This window comes from Achromobacter ruhlandii (assembly GCF_002082135.1).
In the GTDB taxonomy this organism is placed as follows: domain Bacteria; phylum Pseudomonadota; class Gammaproteobacteria; order Burkholderiales; family Burkholderiaceae_B; genus Achromobacter; species Achromobacter ruhlandii.
The window spans coordinates 5,370,726-5,395,161 of sequence record NZ_CP017433.1 but is presented as its reverse complement, the minus strand read 5'-3'; the positions used below and the strand labels follow the sequence as shown (position 1 = coordinate 5,395,161).

General features: G+C 66.2%; 25 protein-coding genes. 9 read left to right on the top strand and 16 right to left on the bottom strand.

Annotated elements, in window-relative coordinates:
- Positions 1–10 precede the first annotated feature (10 nt).
- Together AruCF_RS24495 and AruCF_RS24490 are read left to right on the top strand one after the other, a co-directional pair.
- Entirely contained in the window at positions 11–910 is a 900-nt protein-coding gene (locus AruCF_RS24495) for a LysR family transcriptional regulator ArgP (protein WP_049076946.1), read from the top strand.
- Between the two features lie 19 nt (positions 911–929).
- Positions 930–1,421, top strand: a complete 492-nt coding sequence (locus AruCF_RS24490) for a copper chaperone PCu(A)C (RefSeq protein WP_049076944.1) — start codon at positions 930–932, stop codon at positions 1,419–1,421.
- Positions 1,422–1,620: 199 nt separating this feature from the next.
- On the opposite strand, the gene gdhA is transcribed toward AruCF_RS24490, so the two are convergent.
- On the bottom strand, positions 1,621–2,967 hold the full coding sequence (gene gdhA / locus AruCF_RS24485; RefSeq protein ID WP_049076942.1) for an NADP-specific glutamate dehydrogenase: 1,347 nt from the start codon (positions 2,965–2,967) through the stop codon (positions 1,621–1,623).
- A 451-nt stretch (positions 2,968–3,418) separates the two neighbouring features.
- On the bottom strand, positions 3,419–4,207 hold the full coding sequence (locus tag AruCF_RS24480; RefSeq protein WP_049076940.1) for an exodeoxyribonuclease III: 789 nt from the start codon (positions 4,205–4,207) through the stop codon (positions 3,419–3,421).
- Positions 4,208–4,342: 135 nt separating this feature from the next.
- Between AruCF_RS24480 and pyrE the strand changes: the two genes are divergently transcribed.
- Positions 4,343–5,032, top strand: a complete 690-nt coding sequence (gene pyrE, locus AruCF_RS24475) for an orotate phosphoribosyltransferase (protein ID WP_049076939.1) — start codon at positions 4,343–4,345, stop codon at positions 5,030–5,032.
- Between the two features lie 56 nt (positions 5,033–5,088).
- Here pyrE and AruCF_RS24470 read toward each other — a convergent pair whose 3' ends face one another.
- From AruCF_RS24470 to gatC, 5 genes are all read right to left on the bottom strand, one after another.
- Positions 5,089–5,562, bottom strand: coding sequence for a type II toxin-antitoxin system VapC family toxin (locus AruCF_RS24470; protein ID WP_049076936.1), 474 nt, complete (start codon positions 5,560–5,562; stop codon positions 5,089–5,091).
- Positions 5,559–5,804, bottom strand: coding sequence for a hypothetical protein (locus tag AruCF_RS24465; protein ID WP_049076933.1), 246 nt, complete (start codon positions 5,802–5,804; stop codon positions 5,559–5,561). Before AruCF_RS24465 ends, AruCF_RS24470 begins: the two co-directional genes overlap by 4 nt.
- A gap of 127 nt (positions 5,805–5,931) precedes the next feature.
- Positions 5,932–7,389 (bottom strand): Asp-tRNA(Asn)/Glu-tRNA(Gln) amidotransferase subunit GatB, encoded by a 1,458-nt coding sequence (gene gatB / locus AruCF_RS24460; protein WP_049076931.1) that lies wholly within the window; start codon positions 7,387–7,389, stop codon positions 5,932–5,934.
- Positions 7,390–7,391: 2 nt separating this feature from the next.
- Entirely contained in the window at positions 7,392–8,927 is a 1,536-nt protein-coding gene (gatA, locus tag AruCF_RS24455; protein WP_049076929.1) for an Asp-tRNA(Asn)/Glu-tRNA(Gln) amidotransferase subunit GatA, read from the bottom strand.
- 3 nt (positions 8,928–8,930) lie between these two features.
- Positions 8,931–9,239 (bottom strand): Asp-tRNA(Asn)/Glu-tRNA(Gln) amidotransferase subunit GatC, encoded by a 309-nt coding sequence (gene gatC / locus AruCF_RS24450; RefSeq protein ID WP_049076928.1) that lies wholly within the window; start codon positions 9,237–9,239, stop codon positions 8,931–8,933.
- A 228-nt stretch (positions 9,240–9,467) separates the two neighbouring features.
- Between gatC and AruCF_RS24445 the strand changes: the two genes are divergently transcribed.
- The 5 genes from AruCF_RS24445 (at position 9,468) to rodA (ending at position 15,115) form a co-directional block, all read left to right on the top strand.
- The gene (locus AruCF_RS24445) at positions 9,468–10,511 is read left to right on the top strand and encodes a rod shape-determining protein (RefSeq protein ID WP_006216320.1); all 1,044 of its coding nucleotides are present in this window, start codon (positions 9,468–9,470) and stop codon (positions 10,509–10,511) included.
- Positions 10,512–10,595: 84 nt separating this feature from the next.
- Positions 10,596–11,480: a rod shape-determining protein MreC gene (gene mreC, locus AruCF_RS24440; RefSeq protein ID WP_049076925.1), complete on the top strand. Its 885-nt coding sequence runs from the start codon at positions 10,596–10,598 to the stop codon at positions 11,478–11,480.
- On the top strand, positions 11,467–12,036 hold the full coding sequence (gene mreD / locus AruCF_RS24435) for a rod shape-determining protein MreD (protein WP_049076923.1): 570 nt from the start codon (positions 11,467–11,469) through the stop codon (positions 12,034–12,036). The genes mreC and mreD overlap by 14 nt, the downstream gene beginning before the upstream one ends.
- Before the next feature lie 17 nt (positions 12,037–12,053).
- Complete coding sequence (gene mrdA / locus AruCF_RS24430; RefSeq protein ID WP_049076920.1) at positions 12,054–13,982, top strand: penicillin-binding protein 2; 1,929 nt, start codon at positions 12,054–12,056, stop codon at positions 13,980–13,982.
- Positions 13,979–15,115 (top strand): rod shape-determining protein RodA, encoded by a 1,137-nt coding sequence (rodA, locus tag AruCF_RS24425; RefSeq protein ID WP_049076918.1) that lies wholly within the window; start codon positions 13,979–13,981, stop codon positions 15,113–15,115. Before mrdA ends, rodA begins: the two co-directional genes overlap by 4 nt.
- Before the next feature lie 693 nt (positions 15,116–15,808).
- Here the strand turns inward: rodA and AruCF_RS24420 are convergent.
- The 5 genes from AruCF_RS24420 to argB form a co-directional block, all read right to left on the bottom strand.
- Positions 15,809–16,858 (bottom strand): Ldh family oxidoreductase, encoded by a 1,050-nt coding sequence (locus AruCF_RS24420; RefSeq protein ID WP_049076915.1) that lies wholly within the window; start codon positions 16,856–16,858, stop codon positions 15,809–15,811.
- Positions 16,859–16,870: 12 nt separating this feature from the next.
- Positions 16,871–18,364 carry a DASS family sodium-coupled anion symporter gene (locus AruCF_RS24415; protein ID WP_080977523.1) on the bottom strand — a complete coding sequence of 498 codons (1,494 nt, stop codon included), beginning with the start codon at positions 18,362–18,364 and terminating at the stop codon, positions 16,871–16,873.
- A gap of 286 nt (positions 18,365–18,650) precedes the next feature.
- Positions 18,651–19,226 carry a nucleoid occlusion factor SlmA gene (gene slmA / locus AruCF_RS24410; RefSeq protein ID WP_049076910.1) on the bottom strand — a complete coding sequence of 192 codons (576 nt, stop codon included), beginning with the start codon at positions 19,224–19,226 and terminating at the stop codon, positions 18,651–18,653.
- 55 nt (positions 19,227–19,281) lie between these two features.
- Positions 19,282–20,028 (bottom strand): pyrimidine 5'-nucleotidase, encoded by a 747-nt coding sequence (locus AruCF_RS24405; RefSeq protein ID WP_049076907.1) that lies wholly within the window; start codon positions 20,026–20,028, stop codon positions 19,282–19,284.
- A complete protein-coding gene (gene argB / locus AruCF_RS24400) occupies positions 20,028–20,930 on the bottom strand; it encodes an acetylglutamate kinase (RefSeq protein ID WP_026382124.1) in 903 nt (300 codons plus the stop codon). Before argB ends, AruCF_RS24405 begins: the two co-directional genes overlap by 1 nt.
- 335 nt (positions 20,931–21,265) lie before the next feature.
- On the opposite strand from argB, the gene AruCF_RS24395 reads away from it, so the two are divergent.
- The gene (locus AruCF_RS24395) at positions 21,266–22,054 is read left to right on the top strand and encodes a MetQ/NlpA family ABC transporter substrate-binding protein (protein WP_049076905.1); all 789 of its coding nucleotides are present in this window, start codon (positions 21,266–21,268) and stop codon (positions 22,052–22,054) included.
- A gap of 202 nt (positions 22,055–22,256) precedes the next feature.
- Here AruCF_RS24395 and AruCF_RS24390 read toward each other — a convergent pair whose 3' ends face one another.
- The 4 genes from AruCF_RS24390 to AruCF_RS24375 all read right to left on the bottom strand — a co-directional run.
- Entirely contained in the window at positions 22,257–22,751 is a 495-nt protein-coding gene (locus AruCF_RS24390; protein ID WP_049076901.1) for a peroxiredoxin family protein, read from the bottom strand.
- Complete coding sequence (locus tag AruCF_RS24385) at positions 22,748–23,494, bottom strand: BON domain-containing protein (RefSeq protein WP_049076891.1); 747 nt, start codon at positions 23,492–23,494, stop codon at positions 22,748–22,750. Before AruCF_RS24385 ends, AruCF_RS24390 begins: the two co-directional genes overlap by 4 nt.
- Positions 23,491–24,084 (bottom strand): phosphoheptose isomerase, encoded by a 594-nt coding sequence (locus AruCF_RS24380; RefSeq protein WP_006389868.1) that lies wholly within the window; start codon positions 24,082–24,084, stop codon positions 23,491–23,493. Before AruCF_RS24380 ends, AruCF_RS24385 begins: the two co-directional genes overlap by 4 nt.
- Positions 24,085–24,114: 30 nt before the next feature.
- On the bottom strand, positions 24,115–24,436 hold a 322-nt coding region (locus AruCF_RS24375), incomplete at its 5' end, for a YraN family protein (protein WP_254431149.1).

Below are 24,436 nucleotides of genomic sequence, written 5' to 3'. Positions count from 1 at the left end.
AACTAATCCTATGAAGATCGATCATGGCAACCTGCGCGCCCTGGCCGCGGTGGTGCGCGAAGGCAGTTTCGAACGCGCCGCGCTGGCGTTGAGCGTGACGCCGTCGGCGGTGTCGCAGCGGATCAAGGCGCTCGAAGACCGCATGGGCCGGCTGCTGGTCCAGCGCACCGTGCCGGCCGCCGCCACCGCCGACGGTCAGGTACTGGTGCAATTGGCCGAGCAGACCGCGCTGCTGGAGCACGACGCGCTGAACCGGCTGGGCGTGGCGGACGACGATGTGCCGCACGCCAGCATCCCCATCGCCGTCAACCACGACAGCCTGGAGACCTGGTTCGTCGACGCGGCGCTGCAGTTTTCCAGCCGCACCCGCGCCACGCTCGACATGCAGTCCGAAGACCAGGACCATACCGCCGCGTTGCTGCGCAACGGCTCGGTGCTCGGCGCGGTGACGACGCTGGCCGATCCGGTGCAGGGCTGCCGCATCCACGCGCTGGGCAGCATGCGCTATGTGGCGACATGCACGCCGGCTTTCCACAAGCGCTATTTCGCGCAAGGCGTGAACGCGCAGACGCTGGCGCAGGCGCCGGTGCTGGTGTTCAACCGCAAGGACGCGCTACAGGCCCGCTTCGCCCACAAGATCTCCGACCCGGCGCCGTGGCAGCCGCCGGTCTGGTGGGTGCCGTCCACGCGCGCCTTCGTGCAGGCCACGCTGGGCGGGCTGGGCTGGACGATGAATCCGCTGCCGCTGGTGCAGGAACACCTTGACGCAGGTCATCTGGTGCTGCTGCGAGGCCGCGCCTGGGAGGATGTGCCCCTGTATTGGCAGCATTGGCGGGTAAACTCCGAGGCCATGGAAGCTTTGACCGACTCGGTTCTGTCAGCCGCCCGCAGCCTGGTCCGGCGGCGTTAACCCTTTAGGAGAACACCTCATGAACATCCGCAAGTTCGCCGCTGTCGCCATCCTGGGCCTGTGCGCGGCCGGGTCCGCCTGGGCCAAGGACTACAAGGTTGGCGAGGTCGAGGTCGATGATCTCTGGGTGCGCGCGTCCGCCCCGGGCCAATCCAACGGCGCAGGCTACATGGATATCGACAACGAGGCCAAGACGCCCGACCGCCTGCTGTCGATCTCGTCCGACGCCGCCGAGCGCGTCGAGCTGCATACGGTCGAAACGGCCAACGGCGTGGCCAAGATGCGCCCGGTCGAGGGCGGCATCCCGCTGCCGGCCAATGGCGAGGTCAAACTTTCGCCGGGCGGCTATCACGTCATGTTCATCAAGCTGAAGGCGCCGTTCGCCGAAGGCGCCACCGTGCCGGCCACGCTCAAGTTTGAAAAGGCGGGCGAGGTGGCGGTGCAGTTCAAGGTCAAGCCGGCTTCGCACAATCCCGGCATGAGCCATGACCACGGGGCGATGAAGCACTGATCCCGGCGGCATCGGCGGCGCGCCGGTACGGCACGTATGCCGTTCGCGCCGGGCGCTGCGGCATCAGGGCAGGCAAGGCAGAGATCCGAAATGATCTCTGGCCGCGCGGCGGTCCGCCATGGAAAAAGGCGGCAGGCTTGAACAGCCCGCCGCCTTTTTATCGTCGCATTGCCGGCGCCCTCCGGCGCCGGCCTGTCGATCAGTACAGCCCTTGCTGGCGCATCGCGTCGGCGACCTTGACGAAGCCGGCGATGTTGGCGCCGTCCAGGTAGTTCACGTATTCGCGCTCGCTGTGGCCGTGGCGCACGCAGTTCTCGTGGATGTCGCGCATGATGGCGTGCAGGCGCGTGTCCACTTCTTCGCGGGTCCACGCCAGGCGGGCCGAGTTCTGGGCCATCTCCAGGCCCGACACGGCCACGCCGCCAGCGTTGCTGGCCTTGCCCGGGGCGTACAGCACGCGGGCGGCGATGAAGGCCTTGGCGGCGTCCAGGGTGGCGGGCATGTTGGCGCCTTCGGCCACGCACAGTACGCCGTTCTTGATCAGCGTTTCGGCGTCGGCCAGTTCCAGTTCATTCTGGGTGGCGCAGGGCAGGGCCACGTCCACGGGCACGTGCCACGGGCGCTTGCCGGGTTCGTAGACCAGGCCGAATTGGCGCGCGTAGGCGTCCAGGCGGCCGCGCAGGTCATTCTTGACGTGCATCAGCGCCACCAGCTTCTCGTGGTTGAAGCCGGCTTCGTCGACCACGGTGCCGTTCGAGTCGGACACCGTCACGACCTTGGCGCCCAGCGCCATGGCCTTCTCGATGGCGTACTGGGCCACGTTGCCCGAGCCCGAGACCGACACGCGCAGGCCGTCGAACGATTTGCCAACGCGCTTGAGCATTTCCTCGGCGAAGTAGACGGTGCCGTAGCCGGTGGCTTCGGGGCGGATCAGGCTGCCGCCGAAGGTCAGGCCCTTGCCGGTGAAGACGCTGGCGGTGGAGTTCGACAGCTTCTTCATCATGCCGGCCATGAAGCCGACTTCACGCGCGCCCACGCCGATGTCGCCGGCCGGCACGTCGGTGTCCGGGCCCAGGTGGCGGTACAGCTCGATCATCAGGGCCTGGCAGAAGCGCATGACTTCGGCGTCGGACTTGCCCTTGGGGTCGAAGTCGGAGCCGCCCTTGCCGCCGCCCATGGGTAGCGTGGTCAGCGAGTTCTTCAGGGTCTGCTCGAACGCCAGGAACTTCAGGATCGACAGGTTCACCGAGGGGTGGAAACGCATGCCGCCCTTGAACGGGCCGATGGCCGAGCTGTGCTGGATGCGGAAAGCGCGGTTGACCTGCGCCTGGCCCTTGTCGTCGGTCCAGCACACGCGGAACTGGATCACGCGTTCCGGTTCCACCAGGCGCTCGAGCAGGGCGTGCTCGGCGTAGTGGGGGTGCTTTTCGATGAAAGGCCACAGACTCAGCATCACCTCCTGGACGGCTTGCATGAATTCCGGTTGCTGCGGATCGCGCACGGCGACGCTACGCAGGAAGTCGTCCAGACGCTGCACTTTCAACATGATCTCCTTGGGGGCGCTTCGAATGGGTGCGGAGATGCGCCGTTTTGGGGCGCGGTATCTCCGTTTTGGTGCGATTGGCACCGGCTTGGTGCGGGATTGTAGGGCTAATTTGTTGCCCTGCGCAAAGCCGGAAAGTGCGCCATCGTCTTGATATCAAAGCACTTTTTCTTATTTTTATTGGGGGCGCATTATGCTTGGGCGTGCGGGTGTGGAACCCGAGACGTCATAGCAGAAGCCATGAGGCATTGAATTCACAGGGAAAATTAATGTGTCCCCAATATTATGGAAATCTGGGAGGCGGCGCGGGATCGCCGCCCCATAGGGGAATCCAGCCTTTTGGCGGGATATGGTCCTCATCTTGCAGGGCCAGATCCACTTAATGTGTCCCTAAATATATTTTGAGCAGGATCATGCGCGCGGGCGGCGGAAGCCGTCTTCCGCTGCCCGTCTTTCAGAGCGTGGCGTCGTAGTCGATGGTCAGCGGCGCGTGGTCGGAAAAACGTTCGTCCTTGTAGATGGCGACGCTGCGCGCGCGGGCGGCGATGCCCGGCGTGGCGATCTGGTAGTCGATGCGCCACCCGACGTTCTTGGCCCAGGCCTGGCCGCGGTTGCTCCACCAGGTGTATTGGTCGGGGCGGTCGTCGATGGTGCGGAACACGTCGACGAAGCCGCGCTTGTCGAACACGTCGGTCAGCCAGGCGCGTTCCTCGGGCAGGAAACCGGAGTTCTTCAGGTTGCCCTTCCAGTTCTTGAGGTCGATTTCCTTGTGGGCGATGTTCCAGTCGCCGCAGATGATGAATTCGCGGCCGGTCTTCTTGTGTTCGTGCATCAGTTCGTCGATCCACGGGCCGAAGCGGTCCAGGAAGCGGTACTTGGCCTGTTGGCGTTCGTCGCCGCTGGAACCGGAGGGCAGGTAGGCGCTGATCACGGACAGGTTTTTCCAGTCGGCGCGGATGACACGGCCTTCCGGGTCGAACTCCTCGCAGCCCAGGCCGATGTTGACGCGCTCGGCCGCGTCGCGCAGGTAGATGCCGACGCCGCTGTAGCCTTTCTTGACGGCATGGTGGAAGTGGCCGGTGTAGCCCGGCGGGTGGCGCAGGTCGTCGGTCAGATCCTCGTCGGACACCTTGATTTCCTGCAGGCACAGCACGTCGGCGGCGTGCTTTTCCATCCAGGGTTGCAGGCCCTTGCGGAAGGCGGACCGGATGCCATTGAGGTTGATCGACGTGATGCGCAGCAAAGCGGGACTCCTGTAGAGCGGCCGGAAACGGCCGGAACAATGCCAGGAATTTAACCGACTGGGCGACGTTGTCCGGGAAAGGCCCCGACAGCGGGATAAAATGCCGGGGTTTGCCACCTCCCGGATCCTCCTCGCATGTCTGCCGCCCATACCGCCTCCGCCACCTCGCTCGACTTTGTCCGCTTCGCCCTGAACGAAGGCGTGCTGCGCTTCGGCAGCTTCAAGGTGAAGTCCGGTCGTATCAGTCCCTATTTCTTCAACGCGGGCCTGTTCAACAGCGGCGCATCGGTTGGCAAGCTGGCGGGCTTCTACGCCCAGGCGCTGCTGGATTCGGGCGTGGCCTTCGACATGCTGTTCGGGCCCGCCTACAAGGGCATCCCGCTGGCCACCGCCACCGCCGTGGCGCTGGCTGGCCACCCGGCGATGCAGGGCCGCGGCGACGTGCCGTTCGCCTACAACCGCAAGGAAGCCAAGGACCACGGCGAAGGCGGCACGCTGGTGGGCGCGCCGCTCAAGGGCAAGGTCGTCATCATCGACGACGTGATCACCGCGGGCACCTCGGTGCGCGAGTCGGTGGAGATCATCCGCAGCGCCGGCGCCGAACCGGCCGCCGTGCTGATCGCCATGGACCGCATGGAACGCGCGGGCGCCGACGACGCGCTGTCCGCGCACTCGGCGGTGCAGGACGTGGCCAAGACCTACGGTATCCCGGTGGTGGCGATTGCCTCGCTGGCCGACATCATGGCGCTGCTGCAGGACGACGCCGCGTTCGCCGAGCACCGCGAGGCGGTGCAGGCGTACCGGATGAAGTACGGGGTGAAGTAAACCGTAGACCCGGCTAGCCGGTTGCGGCAAAAAAGGCGGCCATGGGCCGCCTTTTGTCATCTAGGCAGATAGCGCGCGGTGGGTTCCGCAACGCCGTGGGGCTGCCCGAACACGGTGACGCCGCTGGCTCGTGCCGCATCCGCCAGCTTGCGGTCAAAGGTGGCCAGGCAGGCCCGATGCCGCATGGACAGTTCGAGATAGCTGGCGTCGTAGGCGGTCAGCCCATGGGCCCGTGCGAGCTGGCAGGTGCGCAAGATACTGGCAGCCGGATCGTACGAGTCGGGGGAAATGGGCAGGCTGTCGAGAAGTTGATTGAACGCGGCGACCTGGCGTTCCGAAATGCGTTGGCTGCGTTCGGCGCGCAAGACGCCGTTCGCGACTTCCACGCGCCAGATGTGCGGCACGGTGTTGTGCGAGCCGTGCGCGACTTCCAGCAGGTGTTGGGCAAGCAGGGACTCGTGGAGGTCGACGCGTTCCAGCAACCACGCAAGTGCAACTGACGCATCAGGCACCAAATGGATGGTGTTCATTCACGGCCTTCCTCGATCCACGAGCGAATCATCTCGTGGGAAACCGGTGCTGCCGTGGTCAGCCGCTTCATGGCCTCCAGGGCGTCGTGGGCGTCCAGGGACGTTTCGGGCAGGACCGGGGTAAGCCTGGCGCGACGCACGCCATCGACGGCGATGATGAAATGCTGCCCGTTGCTGACAGCCTGCAGGTAGTCGGCGAAGCGGTGCAACAGGTCGTTGCTGCTGATCTCGATGTAGTTCATGGCCAAGTCTCCGGCGCGAAATCGACCGAACCATTCTTGGCCAAAAAAAAAGCCGCGGCAAGATGCCGCGGCCTTCGGTTCGGTCTGATACTGCGCCGGTCCTCGTGATGACGGGCCGGCGCGGGGATCAGCTATCCAGCTTCTGCTTGAGCAGGTCGTTGACCTGCTGCGGGTTGGCCTTGCCGCGAGCGGCCTTCATGATCTGGCCGACCAGCGAGTTGAACGCCTTCTGCTTGCCGGCGCGGTACTCCTCGACGATGGCCGGATTGGCCGCCAGCACCTCGTCGATCATGGCGCCGATGGCGCCGGTGTCGCTGATCTGCTTGAGGCCGCGGGCTTCGATGATGGCGTCGGGCTGGCCGCCGTTCTCGCCGGCCCACATGGCGCCGAACACTTCGCGCGCGATCTTGTTGGAGATCGTGCCGTCGATGATGCGGTTGATCAGCGCGGCCAGGGCCGGCGCCTGCACCGGCGCGTCGGCGATGGCCTTTTCTTCCTTGTTCAGGGTGGCGGCCACTTCGCCCATGATCCAGTTGGCGGCCAGTTTGGCCTGGCCGGCCGGCAGCGCGTGCGCCACGGCCTCGAAATAGGCGGCCAGGTCGCGGCTGACGGTCAGCTGGGCGGCGTCGTAGGCCGGCAGGCCATACTCGGACTCGAAGCGGGCGCGCTGGGCGGCCGGCAGTTCGGGCATGGCGGCGCGGACCTCGTCGACCCATTCGCGCGAGATCACGAGCGTGGGCAGGTCGGGATCGGGGAAGTAGCGGTAGTCGTGCGCGTCTTCCTTGCTGCGCATGCTGCGGGTTTCGTCGCGGTCGGCGTCGTACAGGCGGGTTTCCTGGACCACGGTGCCGCCATCCTCGATCAGCTCGATCTGGCGCCGCGCTTCATAGGTGATGGCGCGTTCCAGGAAGCGAAACGAGTTGACGTTCTTGATCTCGGTGCGGGTGCCGAATTCCTTCTGGCCGACCGGGCGCACGGAGACGTTTGCGTCGCAGCGGAACGAGCCTTCCTGCATATTGCCGTCGCAGATGCCGAGCCACACCACCAGGCTGTGCAGGGCGCGGGCGTAGGCCACGGCCTCGGCGGCCGAGCGCATCTCCGGTTCCGTGACGATTTCCAGCAACGGCGTGCCGGCGCGGTTCAGGTCGATGCCGCTGGCCGGCGAGCCGTTGGCCAGGGTGAAATTGTCGTGCGAGGATTTGCCCGCGTCTTCTTCCAGGTGCGCGCGCGTCAGGTTGACGGTCTTTTCTTCCTCGCCGACGAAGAACGACAGCGAACCGCCCACCACCACCGGCAACTCGTACTGGCTGATCTGGTAGCCCTTGGGCAGGTCGGGGTAGAAGTAGTTCTTGCGCGCGAACACCGAGCGCGGCGCGATCTCGGCGCCGACCGCCAGGCCGAAGCGGATGGCGCGTTCGGCGGCGCCGCGGTTCATGACCGGCAGGCTGCCCGGCAAGGCCAGGTCGACTTCGTTGGCGTGGGTGTTGGGCGCGGCGCCGAACTCGGTGCTGCTGCCCGAAAAGATCTTGGAGTCGGTGGAAAGCTGGGTATGCGTTTCCAGGCCGATGACGATTTCCCAGTTCATGCTTAGGCGTCCTGCTGGGCCGGCGTGGCCTTGTGCCACGTCGTGACTTGTTGGTAGCGGTCGGCGATGGCCAGGAGGCGGCCTTCGTCGAAGTAGTTGCCGATGATCTGCAGACCGACGGGGCGGCGGCCCGCGCCGCCGAAGCCGCAGGGCACGGACATCGCGGGCAGGCCCGCCAGGCTGACGCCCAGCGTGTAGACGTCGGCCAGCCAGTCGGCGGTGGGGTCGTCTCGGTTGTCGCCGATGTTCTTGGCTACCGTCGGGGTCACCGGGCCCATGATGACGTCGCACTGGCCGGCGAAGGCGCGCTGGAAGTCCTGGGCGATCATGCGGCGCAGGCGCTGGGCCTGCAGGTAATAGGCGTCGTAATAGCCATGCGACAGCACGTAGGTGCCGATCAGGATGCGGCGCTTGACCTCGTCGCCGAAGCCTTCGGCGCGCGAGCGGCTGATCATCTCGTTCAGGTCGCCGTACTGCTTGGCGCGGTGGCCGTAGCGCACGCCGTCGTAGCGCGCCAGGTTGCTCGACGCTTCGGCGGGGGCGATGACGTAGTAGGCGGGGATGGCCAGCTCGGTGCGCGGCAGCGACACCGGCACGCGCACCGCGCCCAGGGCTTCGAACTGGGCCAGCGCGGCCTGCACCGCGGCGGCCACGTCCGGGGCTAGGCCGGCGCCGAAGTATTCCTCGGGCACGCCGATGCGCAGGCCTTTCAGGGGCTGGCTGCCGGCGGCGTCGAACCTGCCTTGCGCGGCATCGAAATCGCGCCGCACGCGGCCCGGTTCGTTGACGGCGGCGTCGCATTTTTCCAGGCTGGTGGCGTCGCGCGGATCAAAGCCGCTGATGACATCCAGCAGTTCGAGCAGATCGCGGCTGCTGGGAGCCAGCGGGCCGGCCTGGTCCAGGCTGGAGCCGAAGGCGACCATGCCGTAGCGCGACACGGTGCCGTAGGTCGGCTTGATGCCGCTGACGCCGCACAGCGCGGCGGGCTGGCGCACCGAACCGCCGGTGTCGGTGCCGGTGGCGGCGGCCACCAGGCGGGCGGCGACCGCCGCGGCCGAACCGCCCGACGAACCGCCGGGCACGGCGGCCGGGTCCCAGGGGTTGCGGACCGCGCCGTAGGCCGAGTTCTCGTTGCCCGAACCCATGGCGAACTCGTCGCAGTTGAGCTTGCCCAGCGACACGGCGCCGGCGGCCTGCAGGCGCTCGACCACGGTGGCGTCGAACGGGCTGACGTAGCCGTCCAGCATCTTGCTGCCGGCGGTGGTGCGCCAGCCGCGGGTGACGAAGGCGTCCTTGTGGGCGATGGGCACGCCGGCCAGCGGGCCGGCATTGCCGGCGGCCAGCGCGGCATCGGCGGCGCGGGCCTGGGCCAGCGTCAATTCGGCATCAATATGTAAGAAGGCGTTCAGGCCGCTGGCCGCCTCGGCGGCCGCCAGCGAGCTTTGCGCCAGTTCGACGGCGCTGACCTGGCGTTGGGCGAGGGCCGCGCGCAGGGCGGCGATCCCCTCGAATTGAGTATGCAGGGCGGGTTGGGTCATGGCTTAATCGAGAACCTTGGGGACCAGGAAAAGACCGTCCTGGGCGTCGGGAGCATTGGCCAGCAGTTCGGCGCGGCGGGCCTCCGAGGCGGTTTCGGTCACGGCGTCCTGGCGCAGGCGCAGCACGATGTCCTCGTGGGCCGACAACGGGTGGGCCAGGGGGTCGACGCCCTGGGTGTCGACGGCCTGCAGCCGTTCGATCAGGTGGAGGATGCCGTTGAGTTCGGCCTGCGCGTGGGCGCGCTGGTCCGGGGTCAGTTCGATTCTGGCCAGCCTGGCAATGCGGGCCACATCTGTGTCATTGAGCGCCATGGGGAGTGCGAATATCGAGAAGCGGAGGCCGAGGGGCGGGACTGGGCAGTATGCACATGCCAAACCCGTTACAAAGCTTGAATAGCCTGCATTTATGCGCTATTTCCGGGGAAATTATAAGTTATGATTCACGGTTTAATCGCCGTGATGACAGGCGCACCCAGGCTTTCCTGGGTCGTACGCCCCGCGGCATGACCCCAATTCCCCCCAGAATTTAGCTGAGCTCCCATGTTCGGATTCCTGCGCAGTTATTTTTCCAGCGATATGGCGATCGACCTCGGTACCGCCAATACGCTGATCTACGTCCGCGGCAAGGGCATCGTGCTCGATGAGCCCTCCGTGGTCGCGATCCGTCATGAAGGCGGGCCTCACGGCAAGAAGATCATCCAGGCCGTCGGCCACGAAGCCAAGCAGATGCTCGGCCGCGTGCCCGGCAACATCGAGGCCATCCGGCCCATGAAGGACGGCGTCATCGCCGACTTCACGGTCACCGAGCAGATGCTCAAGCAGTTCATCCGCATGGTGCACCCGCGCAACATGCTGGCCCCCAGCCCGCGCATCATCGTGTGCGTGCCCTGCGGTTCCACCCAGGTGGAACGCCGCGCCATCCGCGAATCGGCCCTCGGCGCCGGCGCCTCGCACGTGTTCCTGATCGAAGAACCCATGGCCGCGGCCATCGGCGCCGGCCTGGCCGTCTCCGACGCCAGCGGCTCCATGGTCGTGGACATCGGCGGCGGCACCACCGAAGTGGCGGTCATCTCGCTGGGCGGCATGGTCTACAAGGGTTCGGTGCGTGTTGGCGGCGACAAGTTCGACGAGGCCATCGTCAACTACATCCGCCGCAACTACGGCATGCTGATCGGCGAACCCACCGCCGAACTGATCAAGAAGGAAATCGGCTCGGCATTCCCGGGTTCCGAAGTCCGTGAAATCGAAGTCAAGGGCCGCAACCTGGCCGAAGGCGTGCCGCGCAGCTTCACGGTCTCGTCCAACGAGATCCTGGAATCGCTCACCGATCCGCTCAACCAGATCGTCTCGGCCGTCAAGATCGCCCTGGAGCAGACCCCGCCCGAACTCGGCGCCGACATCACCGACAAGGGCATCGCCCTGACCGGTGGCGGCGCGCTGCTGCGCGACCTCGACCGCCTGCTGCAGGAAGAAACCGGCCTGCCGGTGGTGGTCGCCGATGATCCCCTGACCTGCGTCGTGCGCGGTTGCGGCGAGGCGCTGGAACACCTTGAGAAACTGGGCGCCATCTTCATCAACGACTAATTCTGCCCGCCAGCCCGGAGCCCCGCTTTTCCACGGCTCCGGCCGCTGCGGGGGCTGCGGGCGCGGGCGCCCGGGCTGAGATTCATGCAACGACAAGGGACTCCTCCCCTATTCAGGCGCGGCCCTCCGGCGGAGGTGCGGCTGGTCATCCTGGTCGTCCTGGCACTGGCTTTGATCATCATGGATTCGCAATGGCGCATGCTGGAACCGGCGCGCCGGGCGATGTCCGTGGCGCTTTACCCCTTCCAGCGCGCCGTCATGGCGCCGCGCGACCTGGTCCAACAGGTCAACGAATGGGTCAACGCCGCCAACCTCATCCGCACTGAAAACGAAGCCCTGCAGCGCCAGCGCATCGAATTGGCCCAGGTGGCCACGCACGCCGCCCAGCTGGCCGCCGAAAACGCCCAGTTGCGCCGCCTGCTCGGCGTCACCGACACCGTGGCGCAGTCGGCCGTGGTGGTGGAAGTGCTGTACGAACCCACCAACGCCTTCAACCAGCGGCTGGTGTTCAACAAGGGCAGCAAGGCCGGCCTGGCGCCGGGCATGCCGGTGATCGACGAAGGCGGCGTGGTCGGCCAGATCGTGCGCGTCACGCCCATGACGGCCGAGGCCGCCCTGGTCACCGACGAACAGGTGTCGATCCCGGTCCAGTTGCTGCGCAATGGCCTGCGGCTGATCGCCTTCGGCGGGAATTCTCCCGGCAAGATGGAAGTTCGTTACCTCGCCGCTAATGCCGACATCAAGGAAGGCGATACCATCGTCACCAGCGGCGTCGGCGGGCTGTTTCCCGCCGGCCTGCCGGTGGCCAAGGTAACCTCGGTCGAGCGCGACACCGCTTCCGGCTTCGCGCGCGCCGTCTGCGAGCCGCTGGCCCACCCTGAACGCTATCGCCACTTCCTGGTCCTGCAGGTGGATGTGGAACGTGCCGAGTCCAACCGTCAGGAGGTCGATTCCGGTGGATCGGACTAATCAACCATCATCCGGGCAACCCCGGCGCCGCCTGGGCACGCCCAGCAACGTGCACCCGGAACGCCTGTCGGGCCCCGCGCACGGGGTCTTCGTCTGGGGCACCATCCTGCTGGTCTGGCTGGTGTCGCTGCTGCCCTGGCGCCTGTGGCAGGGCGCGCCGGATGTCCTGATCCTGATCATCGCCTTCTGGTGCGTGCACGAGCCGCGCCGGGTCGGCCTGTTCACCGCCTTCTTCTTCGGCCTGCTGATGGACGTGCATGACGCCGGCCTGCTCGGCGAACACGCGCTGTCCTACACCTTGGTCGCCTATGGCGCCGTGGTGCTGCACCGCCGCCTGCAACGGTTCGACCTCTGGAGCCAGGCCATGCACATGCTGCCGGTGTTCCTGATCGCCCGTTTCCTCACCCAGATCATCCACGCCTGGCTGGCCGGCAAGTGGCCGGGTTGGGATTGGGGCGTCAGCGTGGCCATCACGGCCGCCCTGTGGCCGCTGGCGGGCTGGGTGCTGCACTTGCCGCAGCGCGGCGCCGACGACGCCGAATCTTCCTCCGCCTGACGGCGGCGCCGCGTCCCATGTTCGAATTCAAGAAAACCGGCCAGCAGCAGAAGCAGCGCTTCCGCCTGCGCGCCTGGGTGGGCGGCATCTTCGCGCTGGCCTGCTTCGGCGTGCTGGTGGGCCGGTTCTGGTACCTGCAGGTCGACCGCTACGAGGGCCTGTCCGAGCGCGCCGACCGCAACCGCATCGCGGTGGTGCCGATTCCGCCGCGCCGCGGCGAGATCCTCGACCGCAACGGCGAGGTGCTGGCGCGCAACTACCGCACCTACACGCTCGAAGTGGTGCCGGCCCAGGCCGGCAACATGAATGCGCTGTTCGAGCGGCTGACGCAGGTGGTCTATATCAGCCCGGCCGACCAGCGCCGCTTCAAGCGCCGCGCGGCCGAGTCCAGCCGCTACGCCAGCCTGCAGCTGCGCAACAACCTCAACGAAACCGAGGCGGCCTGGTTCGCCGCCCATGCCTTCCAGTTCCCGGGCGTCGAGCTGCGCGCGCGCTGGGTGCGCGAGTATCCGCAAGGCCAGTCCGCCGCCCACGTGGTTGGCTACATCGGCCGCATTGCCGAGGGCGACATCGAAGAACTCGAGCGCGCCGGCCAATTGGGCAACTACCGCGGCACCGACGTCATCGGCAAGAAGGGCATCGAGAAGACCTGGGAAGAAGCGCTGCATGGCCGCACCGGCCTGGAAGAGGTCGAGGTGACCGCGGGCGGCCGTCCCATGCGCACGCTGCGCCGCATCGACCCGGTGCCCGGCTCGGACATCATGCTGTCGATCGACCTGGGCCTGCAGAAAGTGGCCGAGGAGGCCTTCGAGGGCCAGCGCGGCGCGCTGGTGGCGATCGACCCCGACACGGGCGAGGTGCTGGCGTTCGTGTCGCAGCCCTCGTTCGACCCGAACCTGTTCGTCGATGGCATCGACGTGGACAACTGGCGCATGCTGAACGAGTCGCCGGACCATCCGCTGATCAACCGTCCCCTGTACGGCACCTATCCAATCGGTTCGACCTACAAGCCTTTCGTCGGCCTGGCGGCGCTGGAGCTGGGCAAGCGCCGCGCCACCGACCGCATCTCCGACCCGGGCTACTTCGAGTTTGGCGGGCAGAAGTTCCGCAACGCCGGCGGCGCCGCCTACGGCATGACCGACATGCACAAGGCCATCGTGGTGTCGTCGGACACGTACTTCTATTCGCTCGGCCCCGAGATCGGCGTGAACGCGCTGCACGATTTCACCAAGCAGTTCGGCTTTGGCCAGATCACCGGCATCGACCTCGAAGGCGAAAAGCGCGGCGTGCTGCCGTCCACCGACTGGAAGCGCTCGGCCTACAAGGACAAGGAGCGCCAGCGCTGGTACGCCGGCGAGACCATCTCCGTGGCGGTGGGCCAGGGCTACAACGCCTTCACCCTGCTGCAGCTGGCGCAGGGCACCTCGACCCTGGCCAACAACGGCCTGTACCGCCGTCCGCACCTGGTGCACGCGGTGCGCGATCCGCGCTCGGGCGTGGCCAAGCCCACCGAGTCCGCGCCCGACTACCGCATTCCGCTCAAGCAGGCCAACGTCGACGTCATCAAGAACGCCATGGCCGACGTGGTCCGTGCCGGCACCGCGCGCCGCGCGTTTGCCAATGCGCCCTACCAGGCCGCCGGCAAGACCGGCACGGCCCAGGTGTTCAGCCTGCGCGGCGGGCACTATCGCGCCAGCGCCATCGACGAACGCCTTCGCGACCACGCCCTGTTCATGGGCTTCGCGCCGCTGGAACACCCGCGCATCGCGGTCGCCCTGATCGTCGAGAACGCCGGCTGGGGCGCCAGCGTGGCCGCGCCAGTGGCGCGCAAGGTGTTCGACTACTGGCTGTCCAAGGACCGCCAGGACAAGATCCAGCGCCCGGAGCGCAACGCGTCGACGGCCTCGGTCGAAAACATCACCTCCGACCTGGTGCGCCAACAATGAAGCGTCTCGGCCTGATCCTGCTGCGCGTCTTCACGGCCTTCGATTGGCCGCTGCTGGCGATCCTGATGATGTTCGCCGCGCTCGGCCTGACCGTCATGCATTCGGCGGTGGGCGGCACCGACTGGCGCTTTGCCGAGCAGTCGCGCAATTTCATCATCGCTTTCTTCGCCATGTGGACCATGGCCCTGATCCCGCCCAAGTGGCTGATGAAGCTGGCGCTGCCGTTCTACGTGGTCGGCGTGGTGCTGCTGCTGGGCGTGGAATTCTTTGGCGAGACCAGCAAGGGCGCGACGCGCTGGCTCAACCTGGGCGTGACCCGCATCCAGCCGTCCGAGATGATGAAGATCGCCGTGCCCATGATGCTGGCCTGGTACTTCCAGCGCCACGAGGGCGCCGTGCGCATCCGCGACTTCCTGGCCGCCGCCGCGATGCTGGCGGCCCCCTTCGGCCTGATCGTGCTGCAACCCGACCTGGGCACCGCGCTGCTGGTGTTCGGCGCCGGTTTCTTCGTCATCTACTTCGCCGGCCTGTCGTTCAAGCTGCTGGTTCCCGTCATGCTGGCCGGCATCATCGGCATCGGCACGCTTGTCTACTACGAAGACCAGCTGTGCGAACCGGACGTCAACTGGGTGGTGCTGCACGACTACCAGAAGCACCGCGTCTGCACGCTGCTCAACCCCAGCTCCGACCCGCTCGGCAAGGGCTTCCACACGATCCAGTCGATGATCGCGGTGGGCTCGGGCGGCGTCTACGGCAAGGGGTACATGAAGGGCACGCAGACCCACCTGGACTTCATTCCCGAACGCACCACCGACTTCATCTTCGCCGTCTACGCCGAGGAATTCGGCCTGTACGGCGGCATCGCCATCCTGGTGTTGTACGGCCTGATGATGGCCCGCGGCCTGACCATCGCTTCGCGCGCGTCATCGCAGTTCGGGCGGTTGCTGTCCGGGGCGTTGACGATGATGCTGTTCATCTATGTGTTCGTGAACGTGGGCATGGTGACGGGGATTCTGCCGGTGGTCGGGGTGCCATTGCCGTTCATGAGCTATGGGGGGACAGCCTTGTTCACCATGGGGATTGCGTTTGGGATCATGATGAGCATCAGTCGGCATCGGTCGGTCAAGAGCTGAGCGTTTTGCTTCGTAGGCCACCCGCACCGGGCTACCGCTGTCGAGAAATGTGACGCTGCTGCAGCGTGGGGTAAGGAGAGAGTCTTGCGTCGCCCGCCGATGATGGCCGCGCGGACGGCCATCATCGGTATACATGGTGTCTGGCGTCGGGGCGGGGTTCGCTGCGCGCGGTTGGGCTACTTGTGTGCGCGGCGCGTTCTGATGCATCCGAGAGCGCTGCTTTTCGATGCGGCATTGGCCGCTTTTCGATGTGGTGGTAGCCGTCAGTCAGTCTTCAACCTACGATGCCGATGAACATCACACGTCCCTCACCAGCGGCTCCGCCGCCGCCCCCTCGACGCCCCTCATCGCGCAAGCCCAAAAAGGCCGCCCGCGCGGCCGGCTTTGGGCGGGCCCCGCAAGATCCTCCTCTCCCCCTCCGTCGCTGGCAAAAACGCCAAGCACCCAATTCGCCCCTGCGATGTTGAACCCGAGACGACGTGAGCCCGTTGCGTTGGCGGGCGGGGGCGGCGGGGCGTGTAGATGCGCCCGAGGGAAACCGTAGGGAGCCGAAGGCGTACGAGGTTGACGAAGGGGCAGTCCGGAGCGAACGCTCCGGACCGCAATCGTAGCCCCGCCGCCCCCGCCCGCCAACGCAACGGGCGGCTCAAGAACCCCTGAGCCGCCCGCAAAAACAACCGTAAACACAAATCCTCAAGGCAACGCTTCAGGCACCCCTAAGTCCGCGGCCAGCTTCTTCAATCCCTCCCAGATGGGAGGCGCGAATTCCAGCGACTCCGCGTTCAGCTCGCGGTTGCGGGCTTCGTACTCGCCCGGATACTGGACGCCGTCCACGCCCGGTTGCGGCGGGCAGGCATGCAGGTAGTCGATGAACGCGCCCACTTCCATCGAGCGCCAGTCCGTATTGAAGTCCACCTGCGGATCCAGCAGCAGCGCGAACATGTTGTTCGTCGCCACCCCGTTGCGCGGATGCTCCGGCTGGATCGTGCCGCCGCCGGACAGCACGCCCGCCAGCAGCTCGGCCACCAGGCCCATCGCGTAACCCTTGTGGCCGCCGAACGGCAGCAGCGCGCCTGGCGGATCGGTGAACAGCGCGCCGGGGTCCGTGGTCGGATTGCCCTGCGCATCGATCAGCGATCCCGGCGGCGCTTGTTCGCCCTTGGCCGCCAGCACGCGGGCCTTGTTCACCGCGATCGAGCTGGTCGCCATGTCGACGATGAATGGCGGGCGGCCGCCCGGCAGCGGCCCGGCGAAGCACAGCGGATTGGTCGTCAGGCAGGCGCGCGCGCCGCCGAACGGCGCCACGGTGGGGGCGCGGTTGATCACGTTGGTGAAGGCCAGCAGGATCAGGCCCTTGGCTGCCACCATCTCGCCGTAATGGCCCATGCGGCCCAGGTGGTGGCTGCGGCGCAGCGTCAGGATGCACTGGCCGTGCTCCTGCGTGCGCTCGATGGCCTTCTCGATCACGACCTTGCCGATGTACTGGCCCAGGCCGTTGTGGCCGTCGTAGGCCAGCATGGCGCCACGGTCGTTGAGCAGCTCGGGGCGGCCGTCGGCCTGCGCCAGGCCTTCGCCCAGCACACGCCGGTAGTTGGTCAGGATCGACAGGCCGTGGCTGGTGTAGCCGACCCGATCGGACTCCACCAGGTGCTCGGCCACGTCGCGGGCGATGTCTTCCGGCACGCCTTGCGCCATCAGCACGCGGCGGCCGTATTCATTGGCTTGGGCGATGGAGATCTTCATGATGCGACCTCCTTACAGCCAGCCGAGCCAGCGCCAGTAGGTCATGCCCATCAGCATCATCAGCGCATAGCCGACGAGGGTGACCAGGATGCCGACCTTGGCGAACTGCTTGGCGTTGAAGGTTTCGGTGCCCAGGCACACCATGTTCTGCGGCGCGTTGATCGGCAGGATGAAGCCGTAGCTGACCACGAAGCCCAGCAGCATGGTCATGCCCAGGCGGCTGAAGTCGCCCGGCAGCGTGGCCAGCACCGAGATCAGGATCGGCAGCATCGCCGAGGTCAGCGCGGTGGCGCTGGCGAACCCCAGGTGGATGATGATCAGAAAGGCCGACAGGATCGCGAAGATGGCCAGCGGGCCGAGGTGGTCCAGGCCGGTGTGCGCCACCACCTGGTTGCCCAGCCATTGGCCGGCCTGCGTGGTCAGCAGCGCGGTGCCCAGGCTGATGCCGACGCCGAACACGATCACGGTGCCCCATGGAATGCGCGATTGCACGTCTTTCCAGGTCATCACGCCAAAGCGCGGCAGCAACAACAGGACCAGGCCGAAGTAGGTGGTCGAGGTGGTGTCGAACTTGTGCAGCTTGCCTTCGGTCGACCAGAACAGCAGCAGCATGATGGACACGGCCATCAGGCGTTTTTGCGCGCCGGTCATGGGGCCCAGTTCAAGCAGCGATTTCTCGACGGCTTCCTTGCCCCCCGCGATGCTGTCGCTTTCCGGCGGCAGCAGCTTGAGGACGATGACGATCAGCACGGCCGACATGATCAGCGACCACGGCGCGCCGGCGATCAGCCAGTCCGACCAGGCCACGCGCTGGCCAAGCATCTTCTCCATGAAGCCGACGGTCAGCAGGTTCTGCGCGGCGGCCGTCTGGATGCCGACGTTCCAGATGCTGGTGGCCTGCGCCACGATGATCATGATGCCGGCGGCGATGTTCGAGCGCTTGTCCACGCCGAAGGCCGCGATCACGCCCATCATGATGGGCACCACGGCGGCGCTGCGGGCGGTGGCGCTGGGCACCACAAGGCTCAGCACGATGGTCACCGCGATACATCCGATCAGGATGCGGCGCGTGCTGGTGCCAACCTTGGACAGCGTCACCAGCGCGATGCGCCGGTCCAGCCCGGTGAAGGTCATGGCCGCGGCGATGAACAGGGCGCCGGTGACCAGCGCCAGCGCCGAGTTGGCGAAGCCGGTCAGGGCCATGCTGATGGCGGCCGACGTGCCATAGACCACCTGCGGATCCTTGATGGTGGGCGCGGTGCCCAGCAGGAAGGCCATCAGCGTCGTGATCATGATCGCGCTGGCTTCGTAGGACACGGCTTCCGTGATCCACACCACCACCGCGAAGGCCAGGATGGCCAGCATGCGATGCCCTGCGACCGGCAGGTCGGCGGGCAGCGGCATCATCAACACGCCGATCATGACGAGGAAACCGGCGACCAGGCCGATCGGTATTTTGGTTTTCTTGGGGGCTTGCGAGGCAGGGACAGCGGTTTCCGCAGTCATATCCATCTCCGGTTGAGGTCAAACTGACGGCACGCCGCTGACAAGCCCGAGGCTGGATCAAAGCGAAGTGCCGACGCTACAGAATGATCGTGACGGCATTAAGGAAAACCCGTATTGATAGATGTCAATTCGGGGGACAATCGTGCTTGTCGGAAAACCGATCCGGAGATTATGCTCGTCGGCCGCCGAAAATCGCAACCCTACGAATGTTGCATAAAAACAAACAAATGACACAACCACAGCCGCGCGAGACCGTTAATTCGTTCGTGTTATGGTGCGAATGAGGTCAGCCAAGCGCCAGGCGCAGTTGTTCGTCAAGGTGCAGCGTGGGCACCACGCGCCAGCCGCTCTGGGCGTACCGTAGCCAGCGCCCCAGCACCAGGTGCGTCAGCAGGCTGGCGTGCGCGGCCACGTTGGCTTCGGGGGGCAGGCCGCCATCGGTGACGGCGATGCGCAGCGATTGCTTCAACGATGCCTCGATGCGGTCGTTGATGTGATTGATCCGTTCCTGCAGGCGGTTGTCTTCCGTGACCAGGGCGTCGCCAGTCAGCACGCGCGTCATGCCCTTGTTGCGTTCCGAGAACGTCAGCAGCATCGACACCGTCTGGTGGGCCTGCGACAGCCCGTAGGGCTCGGCGATGGCGATCTGGTTCACCAGCGTGAAAATGCTGGTTTCGATGAATTCGATCAACCCTTCGAACATCTGCGCCTTGCTGGCGAAATGCCGGTAGAGCGCGGCTTCCGAGACCTCCAGGCGCGCGGCCAACGCCGCCGTGGTGATGCGCGAGGCGTGCGGCTGCTCCAGCATCTCGGCCAGGGTCTGCAGAATCTGGGTCTTGCGCTCGCCGGGTTTGGTCGCCATGGACGGGTCTGGTGTTACGCAGGCTGACGGTGAAGGAGGGAGGGCGCGCCGGCGATCAACCCCGCAAAGGGCGTCGGCGCAGCAGCAAATCACTGACGGAGTTTACCCGCAAGTCGACATACGACGGCCGTTGCGCGCGGCCGCGCGCAAACGGGGTCCCGGGATGGAACACATGCACCGTGCGCAGGCCGGCGCGGCGCGCGCCGCGCAGGTTGGCCAGGGTGTCCTCGACCAGCACCGCCTGACGCGCCGGCACGCCCTCGCGCGCCAGCACATAGCGCAGCAGCGCTGGCGATGGCTTGGGGCGGAATTCACCATGCAGGCGCATGTGCTCGATGGCCCACAGGCTGTCGAACTGGCGCAGGATGCCCAGCCGGCGCAGCACCGCGCGCGCGTAATGCAGCGGCGCGTTGGTCAGCAGCACCTTGCGGCCCGGCAGTTGCCGCAGCTTGTAGGCCAGCGCCTTTTCGGCGCGCACCAGTGGGTTGACGTCGAAATCGTGGCTGCGGTGCAGGAAGGCGTGCGGGTCGATGCCATGGTTGCGCACCATGCCGATCATTGTTGCGCCGTAGCGCTGCCAGTACTGCTTGCGCACCGCGTTGGCGGTGTCGATGTCCACGTCCAGCGCCTCGGCCACGGCCATCGTCATGCCGTGGTCGATCCGCGGAAAGATGGCGTGCGACGTGTCGTGCAGCGTGTTGTCCAGGTCAAACAACCACAGGCGCCCGGGGGCGCCTGTGGCGGTGCGGCGCGAGCGGCGCTGGCGCACCGCCGGCCGCAGCAGGGTGCGCAGCGCTCGCATCAGTGCGAGCTGATCATCGTGCCAACGCCCTGGTCGGTCAGGATTTCCAGCAGCAGGCAGTGCGGCACGCGGCCGTCGACGATGTGCACCGAGTTGACGCCGTTCTTGGCGGCATCCAGCGCCGACGAGATCTTGGGCAGCATGCCGCCCGAGATGGTGCCGTCGGCGAACAGTTCGTCGATGGTCTGGGCCGACAGGCTGCGCAGCAGCTTGCCGCCCTTGTCCAGCACGCCCGGGGTGTTGGTCAGCATCAGCAGCTTCTCGGCGCCCAGCACTTCGGCCATCTTGCCGGCGACGACGTCGGCGTTGATGTTGTAGGCGGTGCCGTCTTCACCGTAGCCGATGGGCGAGATGACCGGAATGAACTGGTCGTCCTGCAAGGCCTTGACCACCGCCGGCTCGACCAGGGTGATGTCGCCGACGAAGCCGATGTCGATCGGTTCGGCGGGATTTTCCTTGTTGGCCATCAGCTTCTTCTGGGCCTGGATCAGTCCGCCGTCTTTGCCGGTCAGGCCCACGGCCTTGCCGCCGACTTCGTTGATCATCATGACGATGTCCTGCTGGACCTGGCCGCCCAGCACCCATTCGACCACTTCCATGGTCTCGGCATCGGTGACGCGCATACCCTGGATGAAGGTGCCCTGCTTGCCGATGCGGCGCAACGCGTCGTCGATCTGCGGACCGCCGCCGTGCACCACCACCGGATTCAGCCCCACCAGCTTGAGCAGCACCACGTCATGCGCGAAGCTGCGCTGCAATCGCTCTTCCGTCATGGCGTTGCCGCCGTACTTGACCACGATGGTTTTGCCGTGGAATCGTCGGATGTAAGGCAGCGCTTCGGAGAGCACCGCGGCTTTGACAGCGGGAGACGAGACGGCAGCAGGGTCGGGGGTGTCGGTCATGGCAGCTAAGTCGGCAATAAGTAGGGTATGAAAGTTAGAGGTTGAAAGCCTTGTGCCGATGATGGCGCGAAGGCGTTGCCCCCAGTGGGGGCGAGAGGTCCCGCAGTAAAAAAATGCCTGCACAGGAACGCGTTGGCAACGCGGTAGCGCAAGCATACGACGGATTGTAGTCCCCACAGGTTTCTTATGCTTTAAACCCATGTTGATATGCCCGACAAATAACCGGCATTGGGGTAAATTGGGGGCGTTTTCGCAACGGAGCGCCCCTCACAAGGGGGATTCTCCACACCGGCTGGGCATTTGCCCCCAATTCCTACCTATAAAAGAGGCAACTCATGCGTTTGAATTTCGTCCGTTCCGCCCTGGTGGCATCGGCCCTGCTGGTGGCGGCCACCGCCGCCCACGCCGAAAAGATCGTCGTCGGCGCCACCCAGGTGCCGCACGCCGAGATCCTGGAAGTGGTCAAGCCGCAGCTGGCCAAGGAAGGCGTGGAACTCGACATCAAGGTCTTCAACGACTACGTCCAGCCCAACCTGCAACTGGCCGACAAGCAGCTCGACGCCAATTTCTTCCAGCACAAGCCGTATCTGGACACCTTCAACAAGGACCGCAAGGCCACGCTGGTGCCGGTCGCCCTGGTCCACGTTGAACCTTTCGGCGGCTACTCCAAGAAAATCAAGACCCTGGCCGAGCTGAAGGACGGCGCCACCGTCGCCATCCCGAACGACCCGTCCAATGGCGGCCGCGCCCTGGTGCTGCTGCAGAAGCAGGGCATCATCAAGCTGAAGGATCCGTCCAACATCCTGGCGACCGCCGCCGATGTGGTCGAGAACCCCAAGAAGCTGAAGTTCCGCGAGCTCGAGGCCGCCATGCTGCCGCGCTCGCTGGATGACGTTGATCTGGCCCTGATCAACACCAACTACGCGCTGGAAGCCGGCCTGGTGCCGACCAAGGACGCGCTGTTCATCGAAGGCTCCGATTCGCCCTACGCCAACATCCTGGTGACTCGCGCCGACAACAAGGACGCGCCCGGGATCAAGAAGCTGGTCAACGCGCTGCACTCGCCCGAGGTGAAGAAGTTCATCGTCGACAAGTACAAGGGCGCCGTGGTGCCGGCGTTCTGATCGCGAAGCGGACCTGTTCCCCCGCCGTAACCGCCCGCTCATGCGGGCGGTTTCTTTTTGGGCCAGGCCCTGGCTTCGGGCATGGGGGCGGGGGCGGCCGGGGATTGGCGCGAGGCGTGGCCGAGCCCAGCCGGCCGGCCGTGGCCAAATGAAAACCGCCCGGCAGGCGGGCGGTTCATGGCGGCGGCCGAGCGGACCGGGTTCAGCCCGCGGCCAGCGCCTTCTCGACGGTGGCGTGGAATTCCGCCACGTCATACTCGCCCAGGTAGCGCTTGATGATGTGTCCCTGCTTGTCGATCAGGAAGGCCGTGGGCGTCAGGCGGATGTCGCCGAACGCGCGGGCGATGTCGCCCTTGGTGTCCAGCGCCACCGGGAACGGCAGCTTGCGGCTCTCGGCGAAGTTCAGCACGAAGTTGGGCGGATCGTAGTCCATGGCGACCGCGATCGCCTGGTAGCCCTTGCCCGCGTACTCGTTGTAGGCGGAGATGGTTTCCGGCATCTGCTTGACGCAGGTGACACAGCTGGTGGCCCAGAACTTCACCAGCACCACCTTGCCGCGCAGGTCCTGCATGGAGAAGGTCTTGCCTTCCAGCGTGGTGAAGGTGACGTTCGGGGCGGTTTGCGCGGGGCGCAGGGTGAACCAGGCGCCGACGCCGACCGCCACCAGGACGGCCAGGGCTACGATGGCTTTTTTCATTTGATGGGCATGGCTTCTACGGCACTGCCACCGCTGCTGGGCGCGCTGCTGCCGCTGTCGGCAGCGCCCGCGCCGCTTTCGATGGGGGCCTTGGTTTCCGTGGTGGTCGACTTGCTGCCGCTGCTGGACAGGCGGATCGCTTCCTCGCGGCTGATGGTCTCGAACAGTTTTACCACTTTTGCCACGCCGCCGAGGTCGGCCACCGCGTTGGCGGCGTAATCGCCTTCGGCCTGCGTCACCTTGCCCATCAGGTAGACGACGCTATGGTCGGTGGTCACGGCGATGGTGCCGGAAGGCACGTACTTGGTGTTGATCAGCGCGGTCTTGGCCTTGGAGGTGAGCCAGGTATCGTTCGAGCGCACGCCGAAGGACGCGATCGGGCCCACGGTGAGCTGGTTGATCACCTGCTTGACGTTCTCGACGCTCTGGGCAATGGCGGTGGCCTGGGACTTGGCTTCCTCGGTGGGCACGTCGCCGGTCAGCAGCAGGTGGCCGCCGTAGGCCATGGCGTTCACGCGCGCCGCGTCGCCCAGCTTGTCGGAGATCTGCTTCTGGGCCTTGAAGGCCATGTTCTGGTCTTCGAGCTGGATGCCCGAGGTACGCCGGTCGGTCACCACCACCGCGGTGGTGGCGGCCGCGCCGCCCACGATCAGGGGGGCGCAGGCCGACAGCGACAGCACGGCGCCGGACAGGGCCGCGGCGAGCAGCAAGGGGCGGGTGGCGTGTCGGACGTCTGAAATCATTCGGTGTCTCCAAGCAGAAGAGCGTCAATGCCGTCGCAAAGCGCATGCAACAGCAGTATATGGACTTCCTGGATGCGCATCGTGCGATCGCTGGGAACACATAGATGGACGTCCATCGGCGTAATGAGTTCCCCCATGACGCCTCCGCCCTTGCCGGTCAGGGCCAGCACGTGCATTTCGCGGCTGGCGGCCGCTTCCATGGCGCGCACCACGTTGGGCGAATTGCCGCTGGTGGAAATCGCCACCAGCACGTCGCCGGCCTGGCCGAAGGCGTTGACCTGGCGTTCGAAGACCTCGTCGAAACCGTAGTCGTTGCCGACCGCGGTGAGGATCGAGGTGTCGGTGTTCAGGGCGATGCCGGCCAGGGGCAGGCGTTCGCGCTCGAAGCGGCCCACCAGCTCGGCGATGAAATGTTGCGCGTCGGCGGCCGAGCCGCCGTTGCCGCAAGCCAGAATCTTGCCATTGTTGGCGAGGGCGCCGAACAGCACGTCCACCGCGATCGCCAGCGGCTCGGCCAGCACGTTCATGCTTTGTTCGTACGTGGCCATGGCGTCGCGAAAGTGCGACGTCATTCGAGAGGTCATATCCATGGGCGCGATTATCTCACGGGCGGACCGGAATCAAGCCAGCTCGAATGCCGCGCGCAGCCACTGGACCCGGTCGCCGTCGAACACGACTGCGTCGAAGCGGGCGGCCGGCATGCTGGCCCGCCAGTAGTGCCGGGCCAGTCGCGGCAGCCAGTGCGCCGCGGCGCGTGCCAGCCGCGCCTGCTTGTCGCGGCCGATGCTGGCGGCGGCGCCGCCATAGGCGTCGCTGCGGCGCGCGCGCACCTCGACGAACACCAGGACGTCGCCGTCGCGCATGGCCAGGTCGATCTCGCCCGCCGGGCAGGCGAGGTTACGGGCCAGCAACACCAGGCCGGCGCCCTGGAGCAGGCGTAGC